Genomic DNA, 16,142 nt, shown 5'->3' with positions numbered 1-16,142 from the left:
CTGAACTACCGCTCCAACCTGGTGGGCGTTGACGGAGTCGAACCGCCGACATTCTGCTTGTAAGGCAGACGCTCTACCAACTGAGCTAAACGCCCTGCTAACCCCCGCCAGTGCTCGGCAGGAGAGGAGGCGAATTAAAACATATGGGAAATTTTTGCGCAAGTGGATAAACCAAAAAACTTTATGCAAATTGCCGATTCCTTTAAACAAAGTAAGCGGCCGCATTTTGTCGGACAGAAAAGGTGACGAGGTCAATCGGCCTCATGTATCATTTGCCGATTCCCCATACGCGGACGATGTAACGAATGAAACCGACCTTTCTCGATTTTGAGCAACCGATCGCCGAGCTCGAGAACAAGATTGAAGAATTGCGTTTTGTGCAGGACGACTCCGTTCTGGACATTTCCGAAGAAATTGCGCGCCTGCAGAAGAAAAGCCAGGAGCTGACCAAGACGTTATACGGCAAGTTGACGCCCTGGCAGATTTCGCAAGTGGCGCGCCATCCGCAACGCCCGTACACGCTTGACTATATCGGTGCGCTGTTCACCGATTTCAACGAATTGCATGGCGATCGCGCTTTTGCCGACGATCCGGCGATTGTCGGCGGCATGGCCCGTTTCAACGGCCAGTCGGTGATGATTATCGGCCAGCAAAAAGGGCGCGACACCAAGGAAAAGCTGTACCGTAACTTCGGCATGCCGCGTCCGGAGGGCTATCGCAAGGCCCTGCGTTTGATGAAGCTGGCCGAGAAGTTCGGTATGCCGATCATTACCTTCGTCGACACGCCGGGCGCCTATCCGGGCATCGATGCCGAAGAGCGCGGGCAGAGCGAGGCCATCGGCCGCAATCTCTACGAGATGTCCAAGCTGCGCGTTCCGGTCATCTCCACGGTAATCGGCGAGGGTGGCTCCGGCGGTGCGTTGGCCATCGCCATCGGCGACTATCTGAACATGCTGCAATACTCGACCTATTCGGTCATTTCGCCGGAGGGTTGTGCTTCGATTTTGTGGAAGACCGCCGAGCGCGCCTCCGACGCCGCCGAAGCCCTGGGTATTACCGCGCACCGCTTGAAGACGCTGGGCTTGGTCGATCGCGTGATCAACGAGCCGCTGGGCGGCGCGCATCGCGATCATGCTCAGATCATGAATAGCATGAAGCGCGCGCTGGTCGAGCAATTGAAGGACTTGTCCGGTCGCACGGTCGATGACTTGCTCAAAACCCGTTTCGACCGGCTGATGAGCTATGGACGATTCAAGGAAGAAGCGGCTTGATCCGCTATCGACCCTGCTGACGCACTGGCCGGCCGAGCTGGCTGGCCAGGCGTCGATCGAGGTGGGGTTGTCGGGCGGCCTGGATTCCATGGTGCTGCTCGATCTGTTATGGCGCTGCCGCGAGCAGCGCCATTTTCACTTGTCCGCCGTGCATGTGCACCACGGCCTGAGCCAGCATGCCGACGAATGGGTCGAGCATTGCCGGCAGGCCTGTCTGGCGCGCGGCGTGCCGCTCAGAGTCGAGCGGGTCGATGTGCGCCCGGCTGGCGGCGAGAGCCTGGAGGCGGTCGCGCGCGACGCGCGTTATCGGGTTTATCGCCAGTCGTCCGCGGCCGGCCTGGCCCTGGCGCATCATCTGGACGATCAGTCCGAAACCGTCTTGTTACAGTTGCTGCGTGGCGGCGGACCGCATGCGCTTGCCGCCATGCCCGAGTTGCGCCGCTTGGATCGGCTCTGGCTGTGGCGCCCCTTGCTGGCCTGGTCGCGCCGCGAGCTGGAAGCCTATGCCGCGACCCATGCGCTGACCTGGGTGACCGACGAGAGCAACGCCGATACCCGTTGGCGCCGCAATCTGCTGCGCCACGACATCCTGCCCCTGATCGAATCCGCGCTGCCGGACTACCGGCAGCATCTGCAGCGCTGCGCGCACATGATGGGGCAGGCGGCGCAAATTCTCGATGAGGTGGCGGATCAGGATCTCGACGCCTGCTTGCAGCAAGGACGTTTGTTGCTGTCCCGGTTGCGGACGCTCGGCATGCCGCGCCAGCGGCAGTTGCTGGCGCGTTGGCTCAAGCGTCTGGAGGCCGGGGAGGCGGGGCCGGACGCGCTGGCGGATTTTCATGGCCAGTTGCTGACCGCCGGCGCGGATCGCCACCCTCAATTGCGCGTCGGTGCTTTGAGTTTGTTGCGCTATCGCGATCAAGTGTGGGCCGTGCGCCTGGGGGGCGGTCCGCTGCCGCAGCGTCAATCGCTGACCGGTCTTTTCGAGGCCGGCGAGCAGACATGTCACGGCGGCCTTTTGCAATGGGTGACGCACGAACGGGGTATTGCGCGCGACTTGCTGCGCGAGGGCGTCGAATTGCGTCAGCGCTGCGGTGGCGAGCGGCTGCGGCTCGAAGTGGGGCACAAGCCGGTGAAAACGCTGCTGCAAGAGGCGGGCATTCCGCCGGCGCTGCGCCAGTCGTGGCCGTTGCTTTTTCTGGCGGATGGCCGTCTGGCCGCGGTGCCCTCGGTGGCGGTGGCGACGGATTGCCGCGCGCCGGATGGCGTGTGGCCGATCTGGCTGCCGGATTGATCGTGTGCCCTCGGCAACAAAAAACGCCCTGCATCGCAGGGCGTTGTCGTTTGCGCGAAGCCTAGGCTTAGTTGCGGTTGTTGCCGCTGATGGCAATCAGGATCTGCAGCAGGCTGGAGAACAGGTTGTAAATCATGACGAAAATGGTCAGTGCGGCCGAAATGTAGCTGGTTTCACCGCCCTCGACCACCAGGTTGACCTGCCGCATGATCGTCAGTGCACTGAAAATCGCGATGCCGCCAGCAATGATCAGCTGGAATATCGGCAGGTGCAGGAAGAGGTTGGCGATGATGCAGACCAAGAGCACGATGATACCAGTGGTCAGAAAGCCGTCGAGGCCACGGAAATCGCGCTTGGTGGTTGCGCCGATGGTGGCCATCACCAGAAAGATCAGCGAAGTGGCGCCCGCTGCGGTGGCAATGAGTGCCGGGCCGTTTTTCAGGTGTAAGGCGATTTGCAGCAACGGGCCGAGCCAGAGACCCATGACGAAGGTCAGCACGAACATCAGATATGCGCCGGTCGAAGAGTAGCGGTTCTTTTCGACGGCAAACATCAGCCCATAGGTGGCGATGAGGAAACCCACCGTGAACATGATTGGGCTGACGAAGAAATAGTAGGCAAGATTGGTGCCGACGATTGCGCCGAGGACGGCGGGAATCATCGACAAGCCGAGTAGGGCATAGGTGTTGCGCAGAACCTTTTGGCGCGAGTCGGCCAAGGTCGAGCTGTATGCCGTTTGAAGGTTCGGGTGCATATGGATTTCTCCCAATGGTTATAAGTTGCGGACTGCATGCGAATAGACATATTGCTGCAGAATTAGTTTCTTCAAGAGTGCAGTCCGCTGGGTTGATGCGAAGGCGGGCTTCAGGTACTATTGCCGTCCTTGATCGAAGCGATGCAATCTTAGACGCTTTGATGTCGATTGGCGAGCGTGGCGGAATTGGTAGACGCACTGGATTTAGGTTCCAGCGCCGCAAGGCGTGAGAGTTCGAGTCTCTCCGCTCGCACCAGCAGTAATCTCGAATAGTTTACCTGTTGTCCGAATGAATCGACCTGGCCGTTTAGGCAGGGTGCCGCATGGCCTTCATCGGCTGAAGCGTGGCCACGGCGAATGGCGGCGTTTGCGGCTGGAGGAGGTCGGCCAGGGAGAACTGGTCGAGGTGATTCAGGAACAGTCCGTGCGCATTCTGTAGTACGGACATCAACTTGCAGGCGCCGAACAGCTTGCAGTCTCCCTCGTAGTCGTTTTTCAGGCACTCGACGATATTCAGCGTTTCCTCCGAGTCGCGCACCACGGCCCCCAGATTGATTTCCGCCGCCGGACGCGCCAGGCGCATGCCACCCCCTTTGCCACGCAGGGTGGTGATATAGCCGCATTTCGCCAGGTGGTGAACCACCTTCATCAAATGCCCTTCCGACAGCGCGTACTTGCTCGATATTTCGTTGATCGTCGCAAGTGCGCCGTCTTTGTAGGCCAGATAGATCAGCACGCGCAGCGAGTAATCGGTAAAACGGTTGAGCTGCATGACTGCCCCACTGAATCGAAACATTAAGATGTAACAAGTATATATCTTATCTGCCCATAGCTAAAGGGCGATGCGCCCGTAAAGACAAACAGCGGGCCAGGGTATGGCCCGCTGCTTTCGGGTGTGGCGCTTAGGTATTCTGAGTCGCGACCGTCAGGGCGCGGCGCCGGCCGAGCAGTTTCAGCGCGAACCAGCCGAGGCAGAGCACGCCGGCGGCGAAGACGATGTCGCCCGGCACGCGCAGCCATACCAGGTTCTGCATCAGCGCCGAATGGATGACTTCGGGCGAACGGGCGTACCACAGGCCCTTGCTGACGCTGGCCCAGGCTTGGTAGATGCCGGAGGGCAGGATGGACAGGAACACCATCATGAATAGCCCGATGTTGAGCATCCAGAAGCTAGGCATGAGCCACTTGTCTTCCCAGTTCTCGCGCTCCGACAACCCGCGCAGGCAAAACAGCATCAGGCCGATGCCCAACATGCCGTAGACGCCGAACAGTGCCGCGTGGCCGTGGGCCGGGGTCATGTTGAGACCTTGCACGTAGTAGAGCGAAATGGGCGGGTTGATCGAGAAACCGAGCAGACCGGCGCCCACCGTGTTCCACACGCCGACCGCCACGAAGCACAGGATCGACCAGCGGTAGGTTGCCACCCACGGCGCGGCGCGGGTCTTGCGATAGGTCTGCCAGCCTTCCAGGCCGATCAGCGCGAGCGGTACCACTTCGAAGGCGGAGAACACGGCGCCGACGGCGATCACCGCGGTCGAGGTGCCGGTGAAGTACAGGTGATGCAAGGTGCCGAGGATGCCGCCGAACAGGAAGACGATGGTCTCCATCACGATGGCGCGGTTGGCGCTCTCCATGCGGATCAGGCCGAGGCGCGAGAAGATTAGCGCGATCACCGCGGTGGCGAATACTTCGAAGAAGCCTTCCACCCACAGATGCACCAGCCACCAGCGCCAGTACTCGATCATCGAATAATGGGTGCGTTGGCCCCAGGCCAGCGAAGAGGCGTAGAACATGCCGATGCAGGCGGCCGACAGGAACACCATGGCGATCAGTCCGCGGCCTTCGGTGCTACGGTTTTTCAATGCCGGCATCAGTGCCCGGCCCATCAGGAGCAGCCAGAACAACAGGCCGATAAAGAGCAGGATCTGCCATACCCGGCCCATGCTGGTATACGCCAGGCCCTGATTACCGATCCAGAAGCTGAAGCTGGTGCCGAGGTGTTGCAGCGAGCCGATCCAACCAAAGGCGGTGGAGCCGACCACAATGAAAATCAAGGCCCAGAACAGCACATCCACGCCGAGCTTTTGCAATTTCGGCTCATGGCCCGACAACAGCGGCGAAATGTACAGGCCGGTGGCGAGCCAGGCGGTGGCGATCCATAGCACGCCGAATTGGGTGTGGATGGTGCGGCTGACGACCCAAGGCAGGATGGTGGCGAGCGGCATGCCGAAGAAACTATGGCCTTCGACCGCGTAGTGCGCCGTGATGGCGCCCATGCCGACTTGGGTCAGCAACAGGCCGATCACCACGTAGAAGTATTTCTTGGTGGCGCGCATCGACGGGGTGGGGCGGATGTTGAGCAGCGGGTCGCGGGCGGGCGTGGCGACAGGCTCGCCTTCCGCGTGCGCGCTGTGGAACCAGATCATGCCGGCGATACCCGCGATCAGCAGGATCACGCTGACGATGGACCACATGCCGTTGGCCGCGGTGGGGGTGTTGCCGACCAGCGGTTCGTGCGGCCAGTTATTGGTGTAGGTAATGTCGGTTTGACCCGGACGGTCGGTGGTCGCCGACCAGGCGGACCAGAAGAAGAACGCCGCCAAGGCCTGACGATCCGCCTGGTTGGGCACGGCGTCGGCATTCATGGCGTACTGCTCGCGTAGCAGGTCGAATGCCGGGTCGGTACCGTAGAGTCCTTGGTAGTGCGCCGTCACTTGTGCGATGGCCTGAGCACGCTCGGGGCTGAGCGTGATGAGCCGGCTTGCCGGGTCGTAGCTGTTATGGCGCATGGTTTGACGCAGCCAGCCATCCAGCATGTACTGGTGTTCGGCATCGAGTGCCTGATAGGGACGGCCATTGTCTTGCTGTGCGCGGATGTCGCGCAGTGCCAGTGCCTCGCGATGCAGCCAATCGGCCGACCAGTCCGGCGCCACGTAACTGCCGTGTCCCCAGACGGTACCGACTTGCTGCCCGCCCGAGGCGAGCCAGACCTGCTGACCGCGCTGGATCTGTTCGCCGGTGAAGACCACTTTGCCGTCGCTGGCGACGACGGCGCTCGGGATCGGTGGCGCAGACAGATAGATTTCTTTGCCGATGTATAGCAAGGCCGAGAATGACAGCAGGCAAACCAGCGCGAGCCATCTCCATAACCGACATGTTGATTTCATGTGTTCATTCCCTCTGATGGATGAAAGGACTGGGCATAAGATATATTTAACATATATCTTCATAAGATGCATATGAGATATTTGTTAAAATGGAAATGCTTGATTCCGGTCAAGCCGGCGGATGGCGTGCGGAGCATGACGTGAAAGCGCCACGATGGCACGGTAAGATGCATGTAAAATATTGTTTATTGGCACGGTTTGGCAAAGAAGAGGGGGAGAATGAACTATTTCATCGTCAAGGATCTGCACATCGCCTGCGTGGTGCTGAGCGTCACGCTGTTCGCGCTGCGTGGCGGTTTGCAGTTGGCGGGCGTCGCATGGCGGCGCTGGCGGCTATTGCGCATCGCGCCGCATGTGGTCGATTCCGTTTTGCTGGGGGCGGCATTCTGGCTTGCCAGCCAGCTACATCAATTTCCGTTCGTCGATGGCTGGTTGACCGCCAAGTTTCTTGCCCTGGTGGCGTATGTGCTGCTCGGCAAGCAGGCGTTGCGGCCCGATGTATCGCCTAGGCGCAATCTGGGATTCTTTCTGGCGGCATTGGCGACGGTGGCTTATATCGTCGGCGTGGCGGTCACGCATTCGCCGCGGCTCGGCGGCTGACTAGCTGAGTGATAGGCGCGCTTCGAAGCGGGGAAACAACTCCCGCTCTTCGAAGCGCACATGGGCCGCCAGCAAGGTGGCGAACTCGTTCAATGCCTGCCGGTCGTCGGCATCGATCCGTTGTAGCAACGTTCGTAGGCGGGCGTGTTCGTCCAAGAGGCGCAGCACGGGTTCGGGGTCGCCGCCTTGTAAAACGGGCGGCAGCACCCGTTCCTCCTCATCGAAGTGCGCCAGCAAATCGGCTGCGTGGCGGGTTTGGATCTGGCGCATGAGCTCGGCCAAGGCGGCGGCATCGTCGCAATGGGACGCAATGCGCTTGGCCAGCACCAATGCCGTGTGATGCTCGCGCGAGAGCGGGACGAGCGCCGCGCTGCGCTTCACCAGTAGTTCTCGAAGAGCATGCTGCCGGCCATGCCGCGTCGGCAGGGGAGGAAGCTTTGCTGGTTAAGCCACTGGCGCATGTCGGCGGTAAAGTCCGGGTTGCCGCAGACCATGACGCGGCTGACCGAGGGGTCGAGCGGTAATTGCACCAGGCTCTGCAGCGTGTTTTCGGCGAGCAGTTGCGGGATGCGGCCATGCAGATGGCTAGCGTCGCTCTCTCGCGTCACGATGGGCAGGTAGTGCAAGCGGCCTTGCGAGGCTTCGGCGTGTTGCGCCAGCTCCTCGGCATAAGCCAGTTCATGGGTATGACGCACGCTATGAACCAGCACAAGCCGACGATAGGCGGCGAGCGAGGTGGGCTGGCGCAGCATGGCGATGTACGGGCCGAGGCCGGTGCCGGTTGCCAGCATCCACAGATGCTCGCCCGGCGAGAGTTGTTCGGCCAGGAAGAAGCCGAGTGCGGCGGGCTCCAGCAAGATGCTGCCGCCCGGCTGCAGGGTGGTCAGCACGCCGGTGAAGGCGCCGTCCGGAATCAGGGTGATCAGGAATTCCAGCGTCGGTTCGGCGGGCGCGGACACGATGGAATAGGCACGCCAGACGATCGCGCCGTCGGCGTGTCCGGGGGCGGCCGCGATGCCGAGCCGGACATAATGGCCGGGGGTGAAGACGAATCCTTCCGGCTTGTCGATCTTGATCGACCAGAGATTGGGCGCCCATTGCCGAATGTCGCGGATGGGCGCGGCGATGTGCTTGGGGCGGGAAGGTGCGGGGGGCATGCTCATGTCGCCTTGCTCCTTAATCTGGATGCCGGGCGGCGCGCGGCCCAGAAGCTTTCCAATAATGTGGCCATAAAGACGGCCAGTACCAGGGCATTGCCGATGGCGCCCCATTGGCGCCATGCCAGGCCGCCGTGCCAGGCGCTCGCCACACGCAATAATAGCGTACCGTGCAGTAACAGCAGCGGAAGATAAAACCCTCGATGCCAGCGCATTTTGAGCCGGGTCAGTGCCGGGCCGATGACCGGCGCGTGGCCGCATACCATGGCAAACACGAATCCCAATAGCAGCGCGTGTAGCGCCGCGTCGCGCAGTGGGCTGCCCGCGTAGAGCGCGCCCGTCAAACCCAGCAAGGCAGAGACGCCCAGCCAGCCGTAACCGGATAGCAGGCAGATGGCCATATAACGGGTCAAACCCGCCGTCTTGACCGTGCGACGGGCAATGTCGAAACGCAGCAGCCATGCCGCCAGTAGCAACAACGCCAGCGCGTAACCCCGCAATGCCTCGCCGGTCGCGGCATGAACCATGGCGCTGCCCAGCAGCAGCAAGACGATACCGGCGAACAGCCGGCGCGCCGGACGCGGTGTCGGGACGAAACGCGATAGTTCCAGTCGTTCTCCGGCAATCGTCAGAATCAGGAAGGCCGCCCAGAGCGGCACGGCGGGGACGATGGCGCCGGTGTAGAGCCACACGGCATTGCCCGCCAGCCAGGCGAAGGCGGCCGCGGCGAGCGTGGCGAGGTGTGCCTCGCGCTGCCGTCGCCAGACGTCGGCGCAGGCGAGTGTCATGACTAGCGCGCCGCCTCCCATCAGCCACGGCCCCAGCGCACTGGCGGGGGCGGTCACCAGGCAAAGCGCGGCGAGCCCGGAGGCGGCCGGCGCCAGATAGGGCCAGCCGCGCGCCAGCGCCACGGCGCGCTCCAGCCCGATCAAGGTGCCGAAAAAGCCGCCGACCATCAGCGCGCCATGCACGCCCAGCAGACGGGCGAATGGCAGGGAGATGGGAAGGCCGAGGCGGGCCAGTCCGGACAGCACGCCGGCCGTCAGTGCCACAATGGCCGGCAAGACCAGCAGAACGCGGAAGCGGTTAAGCGGCGCGCGGGATGCCATGGCGCAGTCCTCGGTCAACCGCAGCAGCGGCCTTGTGCTTGAAGACTTTCGATCTCGCCTTCCTTGCCGATGCGGACTTGCCAACGTTCCGGGCCGGTTTCGAGGTAGGTCCAGCTGAATGTCTCGGGCGCTTCGGCTTGGAATTGGTAATGCAAGGGCTTGGGATCGTGGTCGTTGGTCAGTAGCAGCGCTTCGCCGACCGGCAAGTGCTGGAAAATGCCAAAAATCAGCGCGTGGCGGAAGCGGGGTTCGATCAGACGGACATCGAGAGTGACAGCGGCTTGAGTCATTGTATTGCTCCAGGGAAAGTTAGCCATTCCAGCCAAAGTGGTTGCGAGCCCGTTCGCTCATGCATGCCGGCGACCAGGGCGGATCCCAGACGAGACTGACCTCGACGGCGTAGGCGGGAGGGACGAGGTCGTGCACGACGGTCTGAACCTCGTGCATGATGCTTTCGCCCATCGGGCAGGCCGGCGAGGTCATGGTCATCTCGATCCTCACCTCGTTCTCCAACCAATCCAGTCGATAGATCAACCCAAGATCGACGATGTTCATGCCGACTTCGGGGTCGATCACTTGGCGCAGTGCCTCGCGTAGGGTATCGGCGTTCATTTTCTATAAGATATAAAATAAATACATCTTTAGTGTAACCTGGCGTGCCTCTCGAATCAATATCTAATATACATCTTTTGCCGGCCGGTGTCGGTGCGGCAGGGATTCGAGGCAAAGTTCCCGCCGCCGCATGCGTAGTTGACATACCGCAAATCGATTTCATACATTTTAAGAAAACGTATGAAGCGGCGGTATACTGATGCGGTTTCCGGTCAGGGCGGGAGAGGGATGGCATGCTGGCGCAGTGGGCAAGGGTGGTCGCGCATTCCAGCTATCGGGTGCGCGCCCGGTTGGTGGCGATTTACGGCTTTCTGGTCGTGTTCAACCTGGCGGCGTGGGGCTGGGCCTTGTTTGCTTTTCACGATCACCCGGTATTGTTAGGTAGCGCGCTGCTGGCTTATGGCTTCGGCCTACGCCATGCGGTCGACGCCGATCACATCGCCGCCATCGACAATGTGACGCGCAAGCTGATGCAGCAGGGCGAGCGGCCGGTGTCCGTGGGCCTGTGCTTCTCCTTCGGCCATTCCAGCGTGGTCGTGTTGGCCTCGGTCGGTGTCGCGCTGGCCGCGCAGGTCATGAGTAGTCGTCTCGAATCGTTCCATCAAGTCGGCGGCGTGATCGGTACGTCGGTGTCGGCGACCTTCCTGTTGCTGATCGCGTTGATGAACGCCTATATCTTGCTGGCGATTCTCAAGTCCTGGCGACATGTCAGGAACGGCGGTGTCTATCGCGACGATGATTTCGACCTGCTGCTGGCCGGTCGCGGTTTACTGGCGCGCCTATTTCGTCCGATGTTCCGCCTGGTGACGCGAAGCTGGCATATGTATCCGCTGGGTTTTTTATTCGGGCTCGGTTTCGATACCGCCACCGAGGTGGGTTTGCTCGGCTTGTCGGCCACACAAGCGGCGCACGGCATGTCGCCGTGGTCGGTGATGGTGTTTCCCTTGCTGTTTAGCGCCGGCATGTCTTTGGTCGACACCCTGGACGGGCACCTGATGCTGGGCGCCTATGGCTGGGCCTATCTGAAGCCGATCCGCAAGATCTATTACAACTTGAGTATTACGCTGATTTCGGTGCTGGTCGCCGTCCTGGTGGGCGGCATCGAGGCCTTGGGCCTGTTGGCCGACAAGTTGCAGTTGGAGGGCGGCTTCTGGTCGCTGATCGGCGAACTGAACGACCATTTCGGCTTGCTCGGTTACCTGATCATCGGCGTGTTCGTCGGTAGTTGGCTGCTGTCGCTACTGATTTATCGCTGGAAGGGCTACGACCGCCTGGAAGTCAGCCGCTGATCGCCATCCTTATCGCGGAGCGGCTTGATTCCGCCGTTTCGGTTGTCGCTTTCGCACGATAAACCGCTTATCTGTTCATGCAATGCATTTGTCACAAAACTGGCATTTGTCTGTCATTTTGCCTGTTTATCCTCGCGCTTGTCTGTCGTGGACTATTCCAGAGGGTGAGAAACGCATGAACCGCAATCTGCTTGCATGTGCTGTACTAGGTGCCTTGGGGCTGGCGAGCGCCGCCCAGGCGACGAATCTGGACAGCCTGATCCAGGCTGCCAAGAAAGAAGGGCAGCTGACCACCATCGGCTTGCCGCACGACTGGTGCGGCTACGGCGCCATGCTGGCGGATTTCAAAGCCAAATACGGCATCACGGTCAACGAGCTGAACCCCGATGCGGGTTCGGGCGACGAGATCGAGGCCATCAAAGCCAATAAGGGCAATATGGGCCCGCAGGCGCCGGACGTGATCGACGTCGGTCTGTCCTTCGGCCCGCAAGCCAAGGATGCTGGCCTAATCCAGCCGTACAAGGTGTCGACCTGGAACAGCATTCCGAAAGAAGCCAAAGATAGCGATGGTTTCTGGTACGGCGACTACTACGGCGTCCTGGCGTTCGAAGTCAACACCGATCTGATCAAGCAAGTGCCGACCGACTGGAAGGATCTGCAGAAGCCGGCCTATCGCAATGCCGTGGCATTGGCGGGCGACCCGCGCGTGGCCAACCAGGCGATCTCCGGCGTGTATGCCGCGGGTATCGGCCAGGGCGCCAAGGGTGCGGCACAGGGCGCCGACGCCGGGCTGAAGTTCTTCGCCCAGCTCAACAAGAACGGCAACTTCGTGCCGGTCATCGGCAAGGCCGCGTCGCTGGCGCAAGGCACCACCCCGATCATCATCCGTTGGGACTATAACGCGCTGGCCGACCGCGACACCCTGAAGGGCAACCCGAACGTGCAGGTCGTGGTGCCGAAGAGCGGTGTATTGGCCGGCGTCTACGTGCAGGCCATCAGCAAGTACGCGCCGCACCCGAACGCCGCCAAGCTGTGGATGGAGTATCTGTATTCCGACGCCGGCCAAATCGGCTGGCTGAAGGGCTACTGCCACCCGATCCGCTTCAACGATCTGGCCGCCAAGAAGAAGATCCCGGCCGATATGTTGGCTAAGTTGCCGTCGCCGGCCCTGTACAAAAAGGCCGTGTTCCCGACGCTGCAAGACCAGGAAACTTACAAGGCCGCCATCACCAAGCAATGGGACGGTGTGGTCGGTAGCAACGTGAAGTAAGCGTTTCCCCGCAAAGCGGCCGCCATGGTCTGCGGATCATGGCGGCACGGTCGCGCCCGCCGGACGGCGAAAAGATATGCAAAGAAAACCGATGGCTATTACTGAAACTGTAGAGCAGGCCGGTGCGCCTGGTTCGGGGGCGACCTCACGTCGCCGCGCCGGCCAGGCCCTGACCTGGCTCGGTATCGCCCCCTTCCTGATTTTCGCTTTGCTGTTCCTGATTCTACCGACGCTGCAGTTGATGGTCGGTGCCTTGCAGGACGCGCAGGGCCACTTTACCCTGAACAATATCGCCAGGCTGTTCACCGACGACATCCTCGGCGCGTACTGGATCAGCTTCAAGGTCAGCTTCGTCTCGGCGGCCGGCGGTGCGCTCATCGGCCTCTTGTTGGCGCTGGCCGCCATCCAAGGCGGGTTGCCTGGCTGGATTCGTCCGACGCTGATGACCTTCTCCGGGGTCGCCTCCAATTTCGCCGGCGTGCCGTTGGCCTTCGCCTTTCTCGCCACGCTGGGGCGCATTGGTCTGTTGACCGCGCTGTTGCGCCAATATCTCGATTTCGACCTGTACGGTACCGGCTTCAGTATCCTGAGCTTCACCGGGCTCACCCTGACCTACCTGTACTTCCAAATCCCGCTGATGGTGCTGATCGTCGCACCCGCCATCGACGGCATGAAAGCCGAATGGCGCGAAGCCTGCGAAAGCCTGGGCGGCGGCACCTGGTACTTCTGGTGGCATGTGGCCTTGCCGATTCTGTTCCCCAGTATCCTGGGTTCGGCGCTGTTGCTGTTCGCCAATGCCTTCGGCGCGGTGGCCACGGCCTACGCCTTGACCGGCAGCTCGCTCAATATCGTGCCGATTCTGCTATTTGCCCAGATTCGCGGCGACGTGCTGCACGACCAGAACCTCGGCTATGCGCTGGCCTTGGGCATGATCGTCGTCACCGGGCTATCGAATGCCGGCTATATCTGGCTGCGCAGCCGCGCGGAAAGGGGAGTGGCATGAAACGCACGACTTCACGCATCGGCGCCTGGGTGGCGATCATCGTCGGCAGCGCGTACTTTCTGCTGCCGCTGGCGGCCACCTTCCTCTTCAGTCTGAAAATGCGCCGCGACGCGTTGAGCTTCGACGCCTACAAAGTGGTGCTCACCGACCCGCAGTTTCAGGCCACCTTCAGTTATTCGACGCTGATGGCGGTATTGACCATCGTCACCGGCATCCTGCTGGTGGTGCCGACCGCCTACTGGATTCAGCTCAAGCTGCCCCGCCTGCGTGGGCTGGTCGAGTTCATCACTTTGCTGCCGTTGGTGATTCCGGCCATCGTCATCGTGTTCGGCTATCTGAAGATGTACAACAGCAGCGCGCTCTTGCCGTTGACCGCGCACGAGCGCAGTACCGACCTGCTGCTGGTGGCCAGCTATGTGACCCTGTCGTTGCCCTATCTCTACCGTTCGATCGATACCGGCTTGCGCGCGGTGGACGTGCGCGGTCTGACCGAGGCGGCGCAAAGCCTGGGCGCCGGTTGGGGCGAAATCCTGCTGCGGGTGATCTTTCCCAACGTCAAATCGGCCATTCTGTCCGGTGCGTTCCTGACCTTTGCCGTGGTCATCGGCGAATTCACCATGGCCAGCCTGCTCAACCGGCCGGCTTTCGGACCTTACCTGCAATTGATCGGCGCCAACCGCGCCTACGAACCCTCGGCGCTGGCGATCATCGCCTTTCTGGTGACCTGGGCCTCGATGGGGCTAATTCAGGTGTTTGCCCACAACGGCCGCGCTAAGCCAAAGACGGCCTGAGCCGCAGCATTGACAAAGAATCGGAAAAACCATGGCTTTCCTGGACATCAAACAAATCAGCAAGCGTTTCGGCACCCACACTGTCGTGCATGACATCGATATCTCGATCGAGCGCGGCGAGTTCGTCACCTTCCTCGGGCCGAGCGGTTGCGGCAAGACCACCGTGCTACGCATGATCGCCGGTTTCGAAGCGCCGACCACCGGCGCCATTCATGTCGGCGGACATGACATCACGCAGCAATCGCCGCAAAAACGCGGCATCGGCATCGTGTTTCAGAACTACGCGCTGTTTCCCAATCTGAATGTCGAGCAGAACATCGGTTTCGGTCTGAAGGTGCGTAAGCTGCCCCGGCACGACATCGCCGCCAAGGTGGCCGAAGTGATGAAGCTGGTCGAGCTGACCGGCAAGGAGGCGCATTATCCGCACGAGTTGTCGGGCGGACAGCGGCAGCGCGTGGCGCTAGCGCGCGCCCTGGTGGTGGAGCCGAAGATTCTGTTGCTGGACGAACCGTTGTCGGCGCTGGATGCGCGTATTCGCAAGAATCTGCGTGAGCAGATCCGCGATATTCAGCGTCGGCTGCAGTTGACGACGGTCTTCGTTACCCACGATCAGGAAGAGGCGCTGACCTTATCGGATCGCATCTACGTGATGAATCAGGGCAGGGTGGAGCAACACGGCAGCGCCGAAGAGATTTATACCCGTCCCGAAACCGAATTCGTGGCGCGCTTCATGGGCAATTACAACCTGCTCAAGGCCGCTGAGGCGCATCAATTGCTGGGGATGCATATCGATGGGCACATGGCGATCCGCCCGGAGTCGATCCATGTGCTGGCGACGGGCAGTCACGAATTGGGGACGTTCGAGGGCGTCATCCGCCGCCACCAACTGCTGGGCGGCGTGATCCGTTATCAGGTGGAGAGCCGTGGCGTCCAACTGCTGGTCGATCGCCTCAACCGCAATGCCGCCGACCTAATGCCGGTGGGTACGTCGGTACGCCTGCAGATCCATGGCGACGACATGCGGGTGGTGCGTTGATACCGCGTCGCGCTACTGCCCGACGATATGGTTGAAGCGGACATCCGCGCTCATCACGCCGAGCAATTGCCCCTTCTGGTCGAATAGCGGTGTGCCGATGGTGAAGCAATACTGATTGGTGTCGACCGAGCGGTACAAGTCGGACACGAACAGCCGGCGCTGACGCGCCGGTTCCTGGAACCAGCGGCGGTCGCTCCAATTGTTCTTGCGGCCGTCGATGTTCACTTTGCCCGATTCGACGTCCGAACTGATTTGGCGGCCGTTGGTATCGGTGATGCACAACATCTCGAAAGTGGTTTCGCGTTGGAATAAAGCGCAGAGCTTGCGGTCCAGGTCGTCCGGGTCCAACCGGGTGAGCTGCCACTTGGCGATCTCTTCCTCGACCACTTGGCGCATGCGCTTGTGACCGGCAAAGCGGAATTCGCCGACCTCGGTCAGTAGTAGGTCGCACTGCTCGCTGACTTGGGTGGCGCGCGTCGCCAGCTCGCGAGCGTCGATCAATTGTTGTTGCGTACTCTCGACGACTTCGCCGATTTGCGCGGCGATGGCGTGTACCTTGTCGTTTTGCGAGCCGCTGGCCTCGGCGATGACCCGCACATGTTCGATCAGCGTATTGATGTCGCGCGAGGCGGCCTCGATCGAGTCGCCGGCCTGTTGCGAGACCGAGATGCCGGTGTGCACCTGCTCCGCCATGGCGACCATGGTCTCGCTCGACGTGGTGACTTGTTCCTGGATCGTCGCCAGCAACTCTTCCACATTCTGCGTGGCCGACATAGTCTGGTCGGCCAA

General features: G+C 61.2%; 17 protein-coding genes and 2 tRNA genes. 9 read left to right on the top strand and 10 right to left on the bottom strand.

Translation table 11 applies throughout. The features are described 5' to 3' along the window. Window positions 1-19: 19 nt before the first annotated feature. Window positions 20-95: transfer RNA gene (locus tag DFP86_RS18790), tRNA-Val, on the bottom strand. 210 nt (window positions 96-305) lie between these two features. On the opposite strand from DFP86_RS18790, the gene DFP86_RS18785 reads away from it, so the two are divergent. After that, window positions 306-1,271 carry an acetyl-CoA carboxylase carboxyltransferase subunit alpha gene (locus tag DFP86_RS18785; protein WP_133684192.1) on the top strand — a complete coding sequence of 322 codons (966 nt, stop codon included), beginning with the start codon at window positions 306-308 and terminating at the stop codon, window positions 1,269-1,271. Continuing rightward, window positions 1,243-2,565 carry a tRNA lysidine(34) synthetase TilS gene (gene tilS, locus DFP86_RS18780; RefSeq protein WP_133684190.1) on the top strand — a complete coding sequence of 441 codons (1,323 nt, stop codon included), beginning with the start codon at window positions 1,243-1,245 and terminating at the stop codon, window positions 2,563-2,565. The genes DFP86_RS18785 and tilS overlap by 29 nt, the downstream gene beginning before the upstream one ends. 67 nt (window positions 2,566-2,632) lie before the next feature. On the opposite strand, the gene DFP86_RS18775 is transcribed toward tilS, so the two are convergent. Then, window positions 2,633-3,319 carry a Bax inhibitor-1 family protein gene (locus DFP86_RS18775; protein WP_133684188.1) on the bottom strand — a complete coding sequence of 229 codons (687 nt, stop codon included), beginning with the start codon at window positions 3,317-3,319 and terminating at the stop codon, window positions 2,633-2,635. Between the two features lie 171 nt (window positions 3,320-3,490). Here DFP86_RS18775 and DFP86_RS18770 point away from each other — a divergent pair. Next, window positions 3,491-3,575, top strand: a tRNA-Leu gene (locus DFP86_RS18770). 51 nt (window positions 3,576-3,626) lie between these two features. Here the strand turns inward: DFP86_RS18770 and DFP86_RS18765 are convergent. Together DFP86_RS18765 and DFP86_RS18760 are read right to left on the bottom strand one after the other, a co-directional pair. Continuing rightward, window positions 3,627-4,091, bottom strand: coding sequence for an Rrf2 family transcriptional regulator (locus DFP86_RS18765; RefSeq protein ID WP_133684186.1), 465 nt, complete (start codon window positions 4,089-4,091; stop codon window positions 3,627-3,629). 130 nt (window positions 4,092-4,221) lie between these two features. Further along, window positions 4,222-6,486, bottom strand: coding sequence for a nitric-oxide reductase large subunit (locus DFP86_RS18760; RefSeq protein WP_133684184.1), 2,265 nt, complete (start codon window positions 6,484-6,486; stop codon window positions 4,222-4,224). A gap of 219 nt (window positions 6,487-6,705) precedes the next feature. On the opposite strand from DFP86_RS18760, the gene DFP86_RS18755 reads away from it, so the two are divergent. Further along, complete coding sequence (locus tag DFP86_RS18755) at window positions 6,706-7,086, top strand: SirB2 family protein (RefSeq protein ID WP_133684182.1); 381 nt, start codon at window positions 6,706-6,708, stop codon at window positions 7,084-7,086. On the opposite strand, the gene DFP86_RS18750 is transcribed toward DFP86_RS18755, so the two are convergent. Genes DFP86_RS18750 through DFP86_RS18730 form a run of 5 tightly spaced genes read right to left on the bottom strand, consistent with a single transcriptional unit; the run spans window position 7,087 to window position 9,964 of the window. Then, window positions 7,087-7,467: a hemerythrin domain-containing protein gene (locus tag DFP86_RS18750; RefSeq protein ID WP_133684180.1), complete on the bottom strand. Its 381-nt coding sequence runs from the start codon at window positions 7,465-7,467 to the stop codon at window positions 7,087-7,089. It abuts the gene before it with no gap. Beyond that, window positions 7,464-8,249: a ferredoxin--NADP reductase gene (locus tag DFP86_RS18745; protein WP_133684177.1), complete on the bottom strand. Its 786-nt coding sequence runs from the start codon at window positions 8,247-8,249 to the stop codon at window positions 7,464-7,466. Before DFP86_RS18745 ends, DFP86_RS18750 begins: the two co-directional genes overlap by 4 nt. Further along, window positions 8,246-9,352, bottom strand: coding sequence for a hypothetical protein (locus DFP86_RS18740; RefSeq protein ID WP_133684175.1), 1,107 nt, complete (start codon window positions 9,350-9,352; stop codon window positions 8,246-8,248). The genes DFP86_RS18745 and DFP86_RS18740 overlap by 4 nt, the downstream gene beginning before the upstream one ends. Before the next feature lie 14 nt (window positions 9,353-9,366). Then, window positions 9,367-9,642, bottom strand: a complete 276-nt coding sequence (locus tag DFP86_RS18735) for a DUF2249 domain-containing protein (RefSeq protein WP_133684173.1) — start codon at window positions 9,640-9,642, stop codon at window positions 9,367-9,369. A gap of 19 nt (window positions 9,643-9,661) precedes the next feature. Continuing rightward, window positions 9,662-9,964, bottom strand: coding sequence for a metal-sulfur cluster assembly factor (locus tag DFP86_RS18730; RefSeq protein WP_133684171.1), 303 nt, complete (start codon window positions 9,962-9,964; stop codon window positions 9,662-9,664). A gap of 233 nt (window positions 9,965-10,197) precedes the next feature. Here DFP86_RS18730 and DFP86_RS18725 point away from each other — a divergent pair, with 233 nt between their 5' ends. The 5 genes from DFP86_RS18725 (at window position 10,198) to DFP86_RS18705 (ending at window position 15,353) form a co-directional block, all read left to right on the top strand. Next, a complete protein-coding gene (locus tag DFP86_RS18725) occupies window positions 10,198-11,253 on the top strand; it encodes a HoxN/HupN/NixA family nickel/cobalt transporter (protein ID WP_133684169.1) in 1,056 nt (351 codons plus the stop codon). A 175-nt stretch (window positions 11,254-11,428) separates the two neighbouring features. Then, a complete protein-coding gene (locus DFP86_RS18720) occupies window positions 11,429-12,523 on the top strand; it encodes an ABC transporter substrate-binding protein (RefSeq protein ID WP_133684167.1) in 1,095 nt (364 codons plus the stop codon). A 91-nt stretch (window positions 12,524-12,614) separates the two neighbouring features. Then, on the top strand, window positions 12,615-13,526 hold the full coding sequence (locus DFP86_RS18715) for an ABC transporter permease (protein ID WP_208108405.1): 912 nt from the start codon (window positions 12,615-12,617) through the stop codon (window positions 13,524-13,526). Next, the gene (locus DFP86_RS18710; RefSeq protein WP_133684163.1) at window positions 13,523-14,317 is read left to right on the top strand and encodes an ABC transporter permease; all 795 of its coding nucleotides are present in this window, start codon (window positions 13,523-13,525) and stop codon (window positions 14,315-14,317) included. The genes DFP86_RS18715 and DFP86_RS18710 overlap by 4 nt, the downstream gene beginning before the upstream one ends. 31 nt (window positions 14,318-14,348) lie before the next feature. Next, entirely contained in the window at window positions 14,349-15,353 is a 1,005-nt protein-coding gene (locus DFP86_RS18705; protein ID WP_133684161.1) for an ABC transporter ATP-binding protein, read from the top strand. A 12-nt stretch (window positions 15,354-15,365) separates the two neighbouring features. Here the strand turns inward: DFP86_RS18705 and DFP86_RS18700 are convergent. After that, window positions 15,366-16,142: methyl-accepting chemotaxis protein (locus tag DFP86_RS18700; protein ID WP_133684159.1), on the bottom strand; the 777-nt coding region annotated here is incomplete at its 5' end.

Source organism: Paludibacterium purpuratum, from assembly GCF_004363805.1.
Classification (GTDB): domain Bacteria; phylum Pseudomonadota; class Gammaproteobacteria; order Burkholderiales; family Chromobacteriaceae; genus Paludibacterium; species Paludibacterium purpuratum.
The sequence above is the reverse complement of the archived record's forward strand: the minus strand, read 5'-3'. Positions and strand labels throughout refer to the sequence as shown.